The following is a 15,843-nucleotide window of genomic DNA, read 5'->3' on the forward strand; positions in this document are numbered from 1 at the left end:
TGCGGCGGCCCAAGGCAAGCTAACGATTACCCTGGGCCGCCGCTGTGTTAGCACGTTGTCCGCTCTCCCTTTGGTCGCGTGCACTGCTGAATAGGAGGCGGCGGCGCAATTACTCCGGCATCTACAAAACTCTGATAGTTGGCCATGAGCTCTTTTTTCAGAATCTCCGGAGTAAGTTGGTCGGGCCGATACTTGTGGCGGAGACTAATGCCAAATCGGATCGCGGCTTGGTCCGCAGCATATGTTTCACCATTCTCCATATAGTCAATCACATCAGCTCCCCCCAGTAGCTCCAGCGAGCTGAATCCGGCTTCAGTGCCGACGTATCCGAAATGAATATTTGACCAGGCATCGTTACGCAGCAGTCCGTCGTGGTTCAGAATTCGCCCCTGGTCCTCTTCTGCGCCGCCAAATCCGGCCCCATCTCCGTGAATCAATAGGAGTATTTGACGCTTGTGATCCCATGCGCCATTCGTCCGAACAAGGTCAATGAATTTACCATACGCTGCAGCTCTGTTCTCGATCTCCATACTGCTGTTTAAACCCCTCAACTCCGTCATGTGTTTCCCCTTGGAGTTATCGACCATCTCTTTCGTCATAAAGCTCACAAGCTTGTCGAAAGCGGGAGCCTTGTCGACAGGAGAATTGCCGGTGGGGTCGGCGAGTTTGATGGGGTTATTGTGAGCGTAGGCATGGGTGGCGAGGTTGCGGGGGTTGGCGATGCCGCCTGCGTCCTTGGATCCGGACATGAAGTCGGACAGCGCCGGGTCCGCACTCGCCCAGAGCTGCGTTCTCGGGTTGTAGTAACGGGCACCGTGGTAATAGAGGCCGGTTTCCTCGTCGAGCTCTTTGCCGGTGAACTTGTACGGCGTACCGCTCTGGCCGGTCTGTTCCTCCACCCAGGTTTCCCCGAACGGCATGTACTCGAGGTGCTCGGTGACGCTGCCTTGCCTGTCGGTGACGTAGCCGGACGAGCCGAGGTGGTCGGCGTGGAAGTAGGACTGGGTGTTTTCAGGACCAGCGGCGGCGACGGTTTTGGTGGTGAGGCGGCTGTCGCCGATGAAGATGTGCTTGAAGCCGGTGCCGTTACGTTCGCTGTAGCCACGGTTGGGGTAGAGCGATAGTCCGTCGCCCTGTTTGATGACGCGTTCGCCTGCCGCGTCGTAGGTGTAGCCGACGGTGGGGTCGGCGCAACCCGCCGGAGTTTGAGGGACTGTCGCAGTGGCGGTGTCCTGGTTGCAGGCGAGTCGGTTTTCCTCGTCCCACACGTACTGGCGCCGCTTGGCCTCGCCGGCCGCCGTGTTCACCGTGTCGGTGAGGTTGCCGTTCGCGTCGTAGGTTTGGGTGATCGGGCCGACCTTGCTCGGCGCGTGTGGTTTCCCGCTGCCGTAGTCGTACTTGTAGTCGTAGGTGGTCTTGTCCTGGACCTCGGCCGAGTTCGCCGGGTCCTCCACCGGCTCGATCGGCCCGACCGACAGCGGGCCCAGCGACGCCGGGCTCCCCCCGCCACCACCGGCCGGCGACACAGGAGTCAGCCCACGGGTCAGCGACACCGCTTGAGTGGAGGTACCGGTGATCTCGTGGTGCTGGGTCTTGCTGGTGGTGTTGTGGATGGAGTCGTAGCCCAGCGCCAAGGTGTACTTGTCCTGCTGGTTGCTCTTGGTCGTGTACTGGCCGCTGGCGGAAGTGAGCTGGTACAGGTCGTCGTAGCCGAAGGTCTGACTGCCCGGACCACCGATCGTCGGGTTCTGTGCCGTGCTGTTGGTCAGCTTCGTGATGTTGCCGACGTTGTCGTAGGTGTAGCCGAGGTTCTGGAACTCGGTGGCACCGGGTGTCCTCGACTTCAGAGTGGCGAGCCGGCGGTCGGCCTGGTCGTAGGTGTAGGTGGTGCGCACCCCGTTCCCGGCCTGCTGCAGCACCTTCTGGCCGAACTTGTCGTAGTCGAGGCGACCGAGGTAGATGTAATCGGTGCCGTTCTTGGCCCCGGTGGCGCGGGTGACCTGACCGCCTGCGTCGTAGTCGTAGCGGAGGAGTTCGCCGTCCGGGTAGGTCATCTGCAGGACACGGTTGAAGGCGTCGAAGCGCCACTTGGTGGTGTAGCCGCGGTCCGCCTGCCCGGCGATCTTGATGGTGCGGGTTTCCCGGGTGGTCTCACCCAACGGGCCATAGCCGCGGGTGAGGGTCCCGGCCGCGTCGCGGATCTCGGTGATCCGGCCGGCGGCGTTATCCGGCGCACCGGGTGCACCGTGGGTGTAGGTGACGTTGTTGGCCGGGAAGGTCGGGTAACGGACCGCGATGAGACGGCTGTGGTCGTAGTCGTACTCGACCTGCTTACCGTTCGCGGTGATCTTCGTAGCCGGGTTGCCCGCCAGATCGAAGCGGGTCTCGGTGCGGCCCGCATCGGGGCTGTCGAGCACGGTGCGGCGGCCGAGGACATCGTATTCGGAGCGGGTGGTGTTGTTCTTGTCGTCCACCACGGTGGTGAGCTGCCCGAGCGCGTCGTAGCCGTAGCTGGTCCAGATGACCGGCTGTCCACCGGCCGGGTTGAACTCCTTGACCGCGGTGGTCTTCTCCCGCAGGTCTGTGTAGCCGCGCTTCTGTTTGCCGTTGCCGTCGGTCGCGATGGTTTCGAACCGGGTGACACCGGCGCGGTCGGATCCGAATCCGTAGGCCATGGCGGTCCTGACCTCGTCCGGTGCGACCGTCTTGACCGGCCGGTCCAGCACGTCGAACGAGGTCCGGGTGGGCGCCACGGTGTCGAAGGCGGCATTGAAGCTCGTGTTGCCGTCGCCCTTGGCCTCGGTCACGGGGTGGTAGGTCTCCACCGCTCGGCCGACGAAGTCGAACTTCGCCCGCCCGGACACGGTCATGACCTGTTCAGGTGTGTCGCCAGGGTTGTCCGCGACCGACGCGTCCTTCTTCGTTTGCAGGACGCGCTTCAGGCCGTCGGTGAACGTGACGGTGTCGATCGTGTCTTCGCGGACTCCGGTGGCATCGCGATCAAGGTGACGCGTTGTGGCATAGGGAACGGTTGCTTCGGGGTGGTAGTCGAAGTCGATCGTGGTCTTGCCCGACCCGATCTCGTATGGCCCCGTGACCGTGTCCAAACGACCCACGCTGTCGTAGGAGCTCAGTACCTGCTGGCCGTTCTGGTCGGTGGTGCGGTCAGGCTGCCCGTACTTCAGGTTGTGTGTCGCACCGGACCGAAGCCCGAAGTTGTCGGTGATGGATTCGATGTGGACGCTGACGACGGTGTCATAGCCGTAGTCCAATCGAGACCGTTGACCAGTCCGGTTGGCGGGCTTGGTGACCGATTTCAGGTTCCCGTCCGGGTGGTACTCCAGGTCGGTGTCGGCCGAGGTGGTGTCGGTGAGATACGCGCGGACCTGCCGCACCGCACCGGTCACGCAGTCGACTGTGGATTCGCGGTGCCGCGACACGGTGCCGCCGGCGGTGCCACGCTGTTTGATCAGGTTGGCGGTACCTGTCAGGTTGCGCGCCCGGCAAGCGGGGTCGGACGCGGTGTAGCCGTACGTGGTCTCCACGTCGTCGGCGGCACCCTCGTCCGCGGCGTCGAACGAGCGGATCAGGTTGCCGAAGTCGTCATACGACATTTCGGTGTAGGTGGACTTGCCCGCTTTCTCCGCACCTTCGTAGAAGCGCTTGTCCACCCGGGACAATGCGGCGAACGCACTGCCTGGTGCGGTGTCGCGGAGCTGATAGGTGTTGACGGTTTCGGTGAACGGCCGTCCCGCACCGTCGGTCTTGAGGGTGCGAGCAAGCAATCCGCGGGTATGCGGACCGTCCGTGCGGTACTCGTCAGTGGTCGAGCGATAGAGCGCCTCGGCAGCGCCAGGATCGCGCTGTTCGGTGACGACCTTGCCGAAGCCGTAGAACTCGCGTTCGAGCCGGTCGTACTTCCCCTGCTCGTAACGATAGGTGGTGAGCTGGGTGTCAGCGCCGTCGCCATGATGACCGTCGGATACGCTGGTGCGGGACAGGACCCAGCGGGACTCGGGCAGCGCCTGAGTGTTTCCGGTACGGGTGTAATCCAGATCGAACCTCCCACCCAACGGCCGCGTCACCGTGCGGAGCAGGTTCGTACGGCCGGTCTTGTTGACCGCGACCAGCAGCTCGTTGTCCCGGGTGGATTTGACATGGTCGGCCAGGCCGTCGCCGTTGACGTCACGCAGGCCGATCTCGGCGCGGCCGATGCCGGTGGAAGCGTTGACGCCGGGGTTGAACACGAACGTGCCGACCGGAGTGGGGACAGGGAAGGTGAAGTAGACGCCCGCCCCGAGGGTGGCGTTCTTGTCCACGGCGATGTCGGCGAAGCTGCCGCGGAACGGAGTGGGTGCGGTGAAGCCGGTGCCGGTGTTGATGGCCACCTTGATCGGATTGGTGCCGTCGGTGAAGACGCGGTCGGTGAGACCGTCGCCGTTGACGTCGAGCATGCTCGCGTTGGTGATCGAAGTGCCCAGTTCAGCGGACAATCCCCCGGCGAAGCCGTAGTTATCGATGTTGAAACCGAGGTTGACGCCGAGGTTGCGAGTGGAGGCGTCGTTGATCGGCCCCGCCGACCAGGGTTCCTTGGCCGCGAAGCTGTAGCCGAGGTTGAGCTGGGCGTCGCCGTTGGCGAAGACCTTGTCCGGTAGACCGTCGCCGTTGATGTCGACGAGGTCGACGCGGGTGTCGGACTCGCCGCCGCCGACGCTGCCACCGATCCCGAGTGCCGGTTGCACCGGACCGGAGGTGGCGGTGTTGTTGCTGCTCCCGGCCTCCGGGGCGGCCAGACCCTGTGCGCTGGCAAGGGTGGCCGACTCGCTGCCGGCGGAGTACGACACGTTGCCGGACACGTTGTCCGACTCGCGGACGTTGCCGCCGAGCGTGCCGCGCCGGGCGCCGAGCCCGCCGTTCATGTCGGTGAACTGGATCTCCTTGGCGCCGACGACATCGGGAAAGCGGTCACCGTTGAGGTCGACGTAGTCGACGGAACCCGCGGTGATCCCACCGACGACCGTGCCCCCGAACGGACCGGCCGACAGCGTGCCGGACACCTGACCGGTCACGCCGCGACGCATCACCGTGCGGTCACCGGTGACATCGGCGTCGGTGACCACGTCGATGGTGTCCGCGCCGAGCCGGGAGCTGGTCGCCATGGTGGAGGTGAACCAGGACGACTCGTCCTGCGCGGCCCAGCCGCCCTTGGCCGGGTTCGGAGCGAAGATCGCCAGCCGGGGCATGGGGATCCGGGGGTTCGCGGCGAACCCTGGGATGTCGGCTTCCTTGGGTTCCTTGGGAAGGGCGTTCTTGAAGCTCTGGTCGATCGCGAGTTCGGCCTGCTTGATGGGCTGGGTGGCGCGGTCACGGTTGGCCTGATAACCGATCACACCCCAGCCGCGGTAGGGCTGCGGGAACGCTCCCTGCGGGGCGGAGCCGTGCATCGCGCTCGGTGCCGGGGTGAACGCCGGCCATGGCGACGAGAGGTCGTAGCTGACCTCCGCCGACTGATCGGAGACCATACCGAGGAGATTGGAATCCGTTGTGGAGTGGTCGAAGATCAGCTCGTCGCCCTGGGTGACGGGGACGACCACGTCCAGGTCCTGGCCGGGTGAGCCGTACTGCCCGTTGACGATGTCGACGACCCGCTTGCCCAGCAACTGCCCGCCGCGTTTCTTCACGGTGAAAGCGATCTTGGTCGTCCCGGTCAGACTGCCGAAGGTGAACTCCACGCTCGGCCGGACCCGCAGCTTGCCGGTCTTGGTCACCTTGTGGGTCTGTTGGGGCGCGGTGAGGGTGTTGGCGGGGTACATGTCCACATCGAATGGCGGGCTGATCACCAGGGTCGGCTGGCCCTTGTCGTCGACCAGTGACTCCACTCCCGGCGCCTCCGTGTAGTGCGCCTTCGGTACCCAGGACACTGCGGAGACGTCGATTGAGGAATCGGTCCTGATCTGCCATGACATCTTTTCGAATTGGCCGACCGGGAGGCTCAGGTCGATTTTGGTGGTCCCGGTCGACGCGGCGGGCAGCACCTTGCGGAACACCTCCGCGGGGGCGTGCACCCCGTTGCCCTTCGTGATCACCACGGTCACGTCGTCCGAGGTCGCCTTGCTCTTGACCACGTCGCCGGTCAGCCGAAGCTTGCCGGTCACGGGCACCATCACCTGCGACGAGCGGCCGCCTAGCGTGAAGTCCGACGACGCACGGAACACGGTGTTCGCCAACCCGTTCACGTCCGTGCCAGCCGCGAGGTCGGTGTAGGTGATCGTCGGATCCCACGCCACCGTGTCGTACTTTCCGTCCAGAATGGACTGTGTGCGGAAGTAGAGCGCGTCGCCCTTCTTCACCGCGATCGCCGACACATTGGCCGGAGTGAACTCGGTGTGGTCGTCCGGGCCGATGCGTTGCGCCCAGAGTTCGGTGTCCTTGGCCTGGATGGTGACCCGCACACCGTCGGCTTTGGTGTACGCGGCGCGCGCGGGCGAAGGATCCGTGGTCAGTTGCACCCGGCCGTCGACGCGGACGGTGCCGTCGAAGGGAGCGACCCAGCGGCGCACCGAGTCCAGCAGCGGCGAGTTGTCGACCTGCTGGTTGAACTGCGCTGTCTGGTCACCGACGATCTCGCCGGTCACCGCGCCACCGCCGACCGGCACCGGAGTGCGGCTGGAATCAGCGCTGTAAGCGGGCTGCCCGTTGGCGTCCAGATAGCCGAACAACACGCCGCCGTTGTCGACCAGATCGGTGATGCCGTCACCGTTGACGTCGCTGAAGAACCGATCCGACGTGGTCGTGGTCCCCACGAAGTCCAACTGCGCGGCGATAGCGGCGACGAACGCCTCGACACCGATCGTGCCCGACAACGTCCGCTCGGTCGAGATCCCCGGGAGGTCGCGCAACCTGATCGGAGTGTCACCGAACTTCGGTTCACCCCCCGGGTTGCTCAGATTGGGGCGGAAGTAGACGTCGTTGTTCTTACGGAAGACCTTGTCCGGCAGGTTGTCGCCGTTCACGTCCATCAGCGCCGACAGACCATCGGACTGGCCGGCGTTGAACCCGACCTTCAGTCCGACGCCACCCTGCTTGACCGGCAGGCCCTGCACGTTGTAGCCGGCGAACAAGTGCGCACCGAACCCGACGGAGGTGTTCGCCGAGATCGCACTCGCCTCACCTTCACGGATGTTCACGCCGAGGTCGTCATCCGGGACCGACCACCCGGCGGCGTCAGCGAACCCGGTGTAGTTGCCCGCCTGGTCACGCACCTCGTCGAAATAGTCGAACGTGTGGGTGTTGAACAGCTTGTCGTCCTCACCGAACTGAGACACCGACGCCAGCAACGTCTTCGCGAACGCCCCTGCGCGGTAATTCAGCTCGTAGGCCCGGATCAGCTGGTCGTCCAGCTTGACCTCGACCCGGCGGAGCAGGTCCGCGGTCACTTTCTTGAACCCGCCGCGGGCATCGATCTGCACGTCCGCGCGGCGCGGCTCGCCCCGGTCCCGGTCCCGCAGGAACGTCACCGAGTATTTGCCCTCGGTCGCACCGTGGCCGGTGTAGGTGATCCGCCGCGGATACAGGTTGCTACCCGGCACGGTCGACTTCTCGGTACCGCCGTCCTCCACCCGGGCGTAGTGGTAGCGCAGCACGTTGTCGTTGGTGTCACGGACCTCGCGCGCCGCCCACGTCGCCACACGCCCCGAGGCATCGGTCAGTGTGGTGTTCTCCGCGCCACCGAACACCGTGCGCGAGCCCTGTTTGTCGGTGACCTCCCACCAGTAGTTCGCCGGTTTGTCCCCGTGCCGGACGATGCGGTCGAACCGGCTCTCCGCTTTGGCGTGGAACACCTTCTCCGCTGTCCGCGGCTGCAAGGCGCCCCGGTGGGCGACGGGCGTGAGCTGCTCACCGGCCAGCAGGTAGGTCTCGGTCTCCAGGTCGGCGTCGTAGCGCGGAACGCCCCACCGGGTGTCCACCGTGATCGCCGGAGTGGCGATGTCCCACCCGACACCCAGCCACCCGTTCGCGCTCGACGAGCCGTAGGTGACCGCCAGCCGCGGTTCCAGGCCCGCCCGGCCCTTGGGCACCTCAAGCGGATACGACAGCCGCGCGTCACCCGCGTTGTTCGCCGACGGTGGTGCGATCAGGTTCACCCCGGCGCCCGGATCGGCGGCTTTGATGTCCTTGATCTGATTCGGATCGAACGACATCCCTTCCGGATGCTCCGGCGCCGTCACCGCGCCATCAGCGCCCTCTCCCGCCGAGCTCACCACTCCGGACGGCACCGCGGCCGCGGCGATCCCCGCCACCAATGCCAGCACCACGGCCAGAGTCGCACCCTGACGGCGAAGCCGAACAGGACCACGAGTCCACATGAGGACAGACATGCCCCCGACCCCCTCTGAAATAGACGAACGCGAGTGAAAGCCGACGGCACCGGTGTCGGCGCAGGCCACGGTGATATGCGTAACGGATTCAGGTTGTTAAGTGCCGGAGGGTGGACGGTTAACAACCAGATGTGAACAATTCAGACCGGGTTTCGACCGGAGGGGTGGGCTTGTGGGGCGTGGGGAGCGTCCGTTGGGCTCGGGGGACGGCCCGCTGCTGCGCTGGGCCGCGGATCTCCGGCGATTACGGGAGAAAGCGGGCAGTCCGGGCTATCGCGAGCTCGCCCGGCGTACGCACTACTCGACCGCCGCGCTGTCCGGGGCCGCCGGCGGGCGCAAATTGCCCAGCCTGGCGGTGGCTTTGGCCTATGTCCAAGCCTGCGACGGGGACACCGCGGCTTGGGAACGGCGCTGGCGCGAGGTCGCGGCCGAGCTGGCCGAGCCCGAATCGCGGTCCGTCAAAGGCGAACAGGGCGCGCCCTATGTCGGATTGAGCGCCTTTGAGCCCCAGGACGCCGACCGCTTCTTCGGTCGCGATCAGTTGATCGAACAGATCCGCGCGCGGATCTTCGACTCCCGATTCGTCGCCGTGGTGGGCGCCTCGGGAGCGGGCAAGACGTCGTTGTTACGGGCCGGACTCCTGCCCGCGATCGCCGAACACGCGTGGCCTGTCTCGGTGATGACTCCCAAGGCGCATCCGATCGAGGAATGCGCCCTGGCATTGAGTCCTCTCACCGAAACCACGGCTACCCAGCTCGTCGCGGATTTGTCCGGTGACGCCAGAGCGGTGCACCGGCTGGTCCGCCAGGGGCTGGCCGATCACCCGGCCGGTGTCGATCTGGTGCTGGTGGTGGATCAGTTCGAGGAGATCTTCACCCAATGCACCGACCCGGCCGAACGAGCCCGGTTCCTCGACCTGCTCGTCACCGCCACCACCACGGACGGCAGCCGGCTGCGGGTGGTGCTCGGGGTGCGCGCGGACTTCTACGGTCACTGCAGCCGGTACCCGCACCTGGTCGAGGTGCTGCAGCAGGCGCAGGTGCTGGTGGGGCCGATGACGACACCGGAGCTCCGTGAAGTGATCACCCGGCCCGCGTCACTGGCGGGTCTTTCGGTCGAAAGCGCGTTGCAAGCCACGCTCTGTGCCGAGGCAGACGGCCGGATCGGCGTGCTGCCGCTGGTCTCGCACGCCCTGCGCGAAACCTGGCACCGCCGTCGCGGCAACGCCCTGACCCTCGCTGGATACCTCGAGACGGGCGGCATCGCCGGAGCCATCGCCCACACCGCGGAAAACACCTACACCGCCCTGAGCGAAAGCCGGCAGCAGTGGGCGCGCCACCTGTTCCTCCGGTTGGTCGCCCTCGGTGAAGGCACCGAGGACACCAAACGCCGCCTCGACCGCGGCGAACTCGACCTCGAGCACGGCGACGCCGTCGCGGTGCTCGACCAGTTGGCTCAAGCCCGGCTGATCACCCTCGACCACGACGGCATCGAAATCGTCCACGAAGCCCTCATCCGGCACTGGCCCCGATTCACCGAATGGCTCACCCAAGATCGCGAAGGCCTGCGGACGCACCGCCAGCTCACTGACGCCACCACCGTGTGGGAAGGTCTGGACCGCGACCCCGGCGCCCTCTACCGCGGCACCCGACTGGCCATCGCCCGTGACTGGGCCGACTCCGTGCCCGACCGGCTCACCCCGCGAGAACGCGCTTTTCTCGACGAAGGTCTCGAAGCCGAAGCCAACGAACGAGCCTCCTCCCAGCGCCGTACCCGGCGCCTGCGTCAACTCGTCGCGCTGCTCGCGGTGCTGTTCCTGCTCGCCGCGACGGCCACGGTCTACGCCGTCCACACCCGGACGGCCATCGCCGAACAACGCAACGCCGCCATCGCCAGGAACGTGGCCGTCGACGCCACCGAACTGTTCCGTACCAACCAGGAGCTGGCCGCACAGCTCGGGCTGACCGCCCATCGTCTGGCACCCACCACCGAAACCCGCGAAAGCCTGATCAGCACCCTGGCCACGACGTTGATCAACCAGCCACACGAGGTCTACTCGGTCGACTTCAGCCCTGACGGGCGCGTTCTGGCGACCGCGAGCGGGGATCACACCGTGCGGTTGTGGGACGTCACCGGACCTCGTGTCCCCGCCGAACTCGCCTCGATCCCCAACGCGACCAGCACGGTCTTCGGGGTCGACTTCAACCCCCGCGGTCATCTCGTGGCCACCGCCAACGGCGACAACGTCGTCCGGCTGTGGGACATCACCGATCCTCGCGAGCCCATCGAACTCGCCGCCATCCCCAACGCGAACAACGCGGTGTACGGAGTCACGTTCAGTCCCGACGGCCGCACCCTGGCCACCACCAGTTTCGCCGGCACCGTGCGGCTGTCGGATGTCACCGATCCTCGCCGCCCCACCGAACTCACCACCCTCACCGGTCACACCAGCGTGGTCTACTCCGCGGCCTTCAGTCCCGACGGACGGACCCTGACCACCGCCGGCGAGGACCAGACCGCCCGGCTCTGGAACATCACCGAACCGCGCCGCCCTGTCCAGCTCGCCTCGCTCACCGCACACACCGGGAGCGCGGTGTACGGAGTGACGGTCAGTCCCGACGGCCGCATGCTGGCCACCGCCGGCAACGACAACACCGCCCGGCTGTGGGACATCACCGATCCTCGCGAACCCGCCGAACTCGCCACCCTCACCGGCCACACGAGCGGCCTCTTCGGCGTGGACTTCAGCCCAGACGGCCGCACGCTCGCCACCAGCGGCGGCACCACCGCGCGGCTCTGGAGCATCACCGATCCACTCCATCCCCGCGAACAGACCGTTCTCACCGGTCACGTCACCGGTGTGTGGTCGGTGAGCTTCCGTCCCGACGGACGCGCCCTGGCCACCAGCGGCTGGGATCGCTCGGCCCGGATCACGCCCACCGACACGGACGAGCTCATCGCCCACGCCTGCGACCAGGTCCGCACTCGGATCACCCCCGCCGAATGGAACCAGTACTTCCCCGGCGTCACCTACAACCCACCTTGCCCGTCCCGATGACCATCGTGGGCGGGACGGTCAGGAGAGCAGCGTGAGCAGAAACCGCGTCCTACCGTTGCTGGTGGTCTTCGCCGTGGCGTTGGCGATGCCCGCGACCGCGCAGGCGGCACCGGTCGCCGACCACGCCGACACCCAGGCGGTGCTCGATCGCTACCTGGCCGGCGCCGGGCCGGGCGCAGCCGTCCACGCCGGCAACCGCACCCACTCGTGGGAGGTGCGCACCGGGACCGCGGACGTCAACGCCCCGCGGCCTCTCACTTCCGATGACCAGTTCCGTATCGGCAGTCAGACCAAGACGTTCACGGCAGTCGTCGTGCTGCAACTGGTCGACGAGGGCAAGGTCGACCTGGACGCGCCGATCGAGCGATATCTGCCCGGGGTGGTGGACGGAAACGGCTACGACGGCACCAAGATCTCCGTGCGCCAGATCCTGCAGCACACCAGCGGCATCTCCAACGACCTCGGCAAGCCCCAGGCCGATCCGGACGGCACCTATCGCCTGCGGGAGACGATCCGAGCGGGCCTGGCCAACCCGCCGCAGTTCCCGCCGGGTACGGGCTGGGGCTATTCCAGCGTCAACTTCCTGGTGGCGGGCCTGTTGATCGAGCAGATCACCGGCGTGTCGGCAGGCGACGCGATCACCACCCGGGTCATCGGACCGCTCGGCCTGACTCGGACCACCTATCCCCGTCCTGGTGACCGGCAGCTCGCCACGCCCTATCTGCCCGGCTACGTCGGCGGCCGGTCGGGCCCGTTCTTCTTCTGGTTCGACCGGACCTTCGCCTGGGAACTGTCCCAATGGGCCACGGCGGGAGCCATCGCCTCGACCGAGCGGGACATGGCCGCGTTCATGCGGGCGCTCGTCGACGGCGAGCTCGTCTCGCCGACGACCCTGGCCCAGCTGCGGGCGACGGTCCCCATTCCCGGTGCGCCTGCTGGAATGGCTTACGGCCTCGGGTTGATCCGGCTCGACCTTTCCTGTGGCGCGCAAGCGTGGGGCCACGTCGGCGATACCGCCACCGGTCACTCGTCCGCGACCTTCGCCACCGACGATGGCCGGCACGCGGCACTGGTGACCAACGCCTTCGTCCAAGCCGAAGGCACGACGACCCGCATCCAGGTGATCGACTCCGCGCTTTGCGGCACCCCTTGAAAGGGCTCGCGAGACTCCTCGCAGTCGAGCCGCGCAAGGACGTGCGCGCCGATCCCGGTCGTCGTCGATCACGGGACGAGTCCGTGACACCACATTCGGTCTTGCTAGTTCTGCTATGTGGAAGTTAACCTCCGCAGACTGAAATTGCCCGGCATCGCTCGCTTCTACCGAGAGGTGGATCCATGGTGAAGAGGACGCAGGCCGAGGAGGGCGCGGCCGGCAGGCCCGAGGATGAACGGCTGGGGATCGGCAAGAACCTCACCTACGGCGTCCAGCACGTCCTGACGATGTACGGTGGGATCATCGCGCCGCCCTTGATCATCGGTGGTGCCGCGGGCGTATCGCCCGCGGAAATCGGGCTGCTCGTCGCATCGTGCCTGTTCATCGGCGGGCTGGCGACGATCCTCCAGTCGTACGGCGTGCCCTTCTTCGGCTCCCGGCTGCCGCTGGTCCAGGGCACCTCCTTCGCCGGCGTGGCGACGATGACGGCGATCGTGGCCGATGGCGGACTGCCCGCGGTGTTCGGCTCGGTGATCGCCTCGTCGGTGCTCGGCCTGCTCATCACGCCGGTGTTCTCGCGGCTGGTGAAGTACTTCCCGCCGGTCGTCACCGGGACGGTCATCACCGTGATCGGGCTCAGCCTGATGCCGGTCGCGGCACAGTGGGCGATGGGCAACAACACCAAGGCGGCGGACTTCGGCTCGGTCTCCAACATCGGGCTGGCCGCGCTGACCCTGACGATCGTGCTGGTGCTCAGCAAAGTGGCCGTCCCGGCGATCTCGCGGCTCTCGATCCTCCTGTCGATCGTGGTGGGCACCGCGCTGGCCGCCGTACTCGGCAAGGCCGACTTCTCCAAGGTCTGGGACGGCCCGATCTTCGCGGTACCGACCCCGTTCGGTTTCGGGATGCCGACCTTCGACGTCGCCGCGATCGTGTCGATGTTCATCGTCGTGCTGGTGACCCTGACCGAGACCACGGCAGACATCCTCGCGGTGGGAGAGATCGTCGGAACGAAGGTGAGCAAACGCCGGATCGGCGACGGACTGCGCGCCGACATGGCGTCCTCGGCGATCGCGCCGATCTTCAACGGGTTCACCCAGAGCGCGTTCGCCCAGAACGTCGGTCTCGTCGCGATCACCGGGGTCAGGAGCAGGTTCGTGGTGACCGCCGGCGGGGTGGTCCTGCTGATCCTCGGCATGCTCCCGGTGCTCGGCCGGGTGGTCACCGCGATCCCCTACCCGGTCCTGGGCGGTGCCGGCCTCGTACTGTTCGGCACGGTCGCGGCGTCCGGCATCAAGACCCTGTCCAAAGTGGACTACAACGGGAACCTGAACCTGGTCATCGTCGCGGCCTCCGTCGGGCTGGGCATGATCCCGATCGCGGCGCCGGACTTCTACCACCACTTCCCGGCGTGGGTCGGCACGATCTTCCACTCGGGAATCAGCTCGGCCGCGCTCATGGCCGTCGTGCTGAACCTCGTGTTCAACCATCTGAAGCCGGGCAAGGCGGGCACCGACCCGTCGGTGTTCGCGACGGCGACCCGGGTGATCGACTACTCCGACCTCAAAGCCTTCTCCCAGTTGGAGAACGGAGACAAGATCGTCGACGGCAAGATCGTCGACGCCGAAGGCAACCCCGTCCCGGTGCGGGACGCGGACGGCAAACCGGTGCAGTACCGGATCGGCGCCGAACCGGAAGGGCACTGACGCGGCAAGGCGAGCTGTCCGCCGTCGGTGAACACCGGCCACGAAGGGCCCGGCGATCATTAGTGTCCTGCTCATGTCGACGGTTACCACGCGCACGGTCGAATACCCGGCCGACGGCCTGACGATGATCGGCCACCTCGCGCTCCCGGCCGGTACCGACCGCAGGCCGGCGGTCTTGGTCGGGCCGGAGGGGACGGGGCTGAACGATTTCCAGCGACGCCGGGCCGACGCCCTTGCCGAGCTGGGATACGTGGCGCTGGCCTTCGACTTCAACGGCGGGCGCTGGTTCACCGACCCCCAGGAGATGCTGGCGTACGTGATGCCCCTGCTCGCCGACCCCGGCCGGATGCGGGAGATCGGCCACGCGGCCCTCGACGTGGTGCGCGCCGAGCCGCGGGCCGATCCCGACCGTATCGCCGCCGTCGGCTACGGCACCGGGGGCGCGATCGCGTTGGAACTCGGACGCGACGGTGTCGACCTGCGCGCGATCGGAACGGTCAACGGACTGACCACGGGACGGCCGGGTGAGGCGGCGCGCATCCGCTGCCCGGTGTGGGCGGGAGTGGGTTCGGAAGACCCGATCATGCCCCCTGCCCAACGGGAAGCGTTCACCGCGGAGATGCAGGCCGCCGGTGTCGACTGGCGCCTCACGGTCTACGGCGGCGCCCTGCACGCCTTCCACCACCCCCCGGTCGATCAAGCCGTGCTCCCCGGCGTCGGCTACCACCCACTGCACGCGCAGCGGGCCTGGCGCGACGTCGTCGACCTCCTCACCGAATGCCTGCCCCTAACGGAGTGAGCCGACATGGCGGAAGGCCGGGCCCTCCCCTTACTTCGTGACCTCGTGACGCAGCAGCGTCAGACCGTTGTCGAACAAGGTCGCCTCGATCGCCTTCAGATCCTGGCGATCCGCGAAAACGCGCGTTCCCTTGCCCCGCGTCACCGGGCAGACCAGCTGCCTGACCTCGTCGACAAGGCCGTCGGCCAGTAGCGAGTGCATGAGCGTCAGACTCCCCCACAACCAGATGTCCTTGCCGCTCTGCTCCTTGAGTTCGCGGATCGTGGCGGCCGGGTCGCGTGTCACGGTCGCGGCGGGGAAGTCGCCCCAGGGGGCGTCGTCCAGCTTCGACGAGGCGACGAACTTGGTGAGACTGTTGAGCTTCTTGCCGTATTCGCCCTGATCCTCGGCATGCGGCCAGTAGTCCTTGGACTGGGCGTAGGTGTTCGCGCCGAGGATCATCGTGTCGACCGAGTCGATGAACCCCATCACGCTCGCCTTGAACGCGGGATCGCTCTTCTCGGAAAAGGGTTCCACCGACACGAAGCCGAGCCCGCCGTCCTCCTCCGCGGCGATGTTGTCGACGGTGACCCACTGCTGGACTACGAGCCTTCGCATGACTGTCCTCCTGGTATCCGCGCGGCATCTTCTTTTGAGAGCCTGGCGCTGCACTGCTGTCATCGTGGCCTGCCGCTCTCATGACGTCCAATGCCAAGATTCTGCCGCTCCTATAAGTGATCTCGATGTATGCAGTCGGCCTGGCCGGTAAA

General features: G+C 66.6%; 6 protein-coding genes. 4 read left to right on the plus strand and 2 right to left on the minus strand.

The features are described 5' to 3' along the window. Positions 1 to 47: 47 nt before the first annotated feature. Positions 48 to 8,312 carry a SpvB/TcaC N-terminal domain-containing protein gene (locus tag H5J31_RS09480; protein ID WP_328701441.1) on the minus strand — a complete coding sequence of 2,755 codons (8,265 nt, stop codon included), beginning with the start codon at positions 8,310 to 8,312 and terminating at the stop codon, positions 48 to 50. A gap of 259 nt (positions 8,313 to 8,571) precedes the next feature. On the opposite strand from H5J31_RS09480, the gene H5J31_RS09485 reads away from it, so the two are divergent. The 4 genes from H5J31_RS09485 (at position 8,572) to H5J31_RS09500 (ending at position 15,094) form a co-directional block, all read left to right on the plus strand. Next, complete coding sequence (locus H5J31_RS09485) at positions 8,572 to 11,436, plus strand: nSTAND1 domain-containing NTPase (RefSeq protein ID WP_181772108.1); 2,865 nt, start codon at positions 8,572 to 8,574, stop codon at positions 11,434 to 11,436. 31 nt (positions 11,437 to 11,467) lie between these two features. Beyond that, on the plus strand, positions 11,468 to 12,589 hold the full coding sequence (locus H5J31_RS09490; RefSeq protein ID WP_328701442.1) for a serine hydrolase domain-containing protein: 1,122 nt from the start codon (positions 11,468 to 11,470) through the stop codon (positions 12,587 to 12,589). Positions 12,590 to 12,771: 182 nt separating this feature from the next. Beyond that, positions 12,772 to 14,295 carry a nucleobase:cation symporter-2 family protein gene (locus H5J31_RS09495; RefSeq protein ID WP_181772109.1) on the plus strand — a complete coding sequence of 508 codons (1,524 nt, stop codon included), beginning with the start codon at positions 12,772 to 12,774 and terminating at the stop codon, positions 14,293 to 14,295. Positions 14,296 to 14,368: 73 nt separating this feature from the next. Next, the gene (locus H5J31_RS09500; protein WP_181772110.1) at positions 14,369 to 15,094 is read left to right on the plus strand and encodes a dienelactone hydrolase family protein; all 726 of its coding nucleotides are present in this window, start codon (positions 14,369 to 14,371) and stop codon (positions 15,092 to 15,094) included. Positions 15,095 to 15,124: 30 nt separating this feature from the next. On the opposite strand, the gene H5J31_RS09505 is transcribed toward H5J31_RS09500, so the two are convergent. Beyond that, positions 15,125 to 15,691, minus strand: a complete 567-nt coding sequence (locus H5J31_RS09505; protein WP_181772111.1) for a dihydrofolate reductase family protein — start codon at positions 15,689 to 15,691, stop codon at positions 15,125 to 15,127. Positions 15,692 to 15,843: the final 152 nt, after the last annotated feature.

It is taken from the genome of Amycolatopsis pittospori, from assembly GCF_013870525.1.
In the GTDB taxonomy this organism is placed as follows: Bacteria; Actinomycetota; Actinomycetes; order Mycobacteriales; family Pseudonocardiaceae; genus Amycolatopsis; species Amycolatopsis pittospori.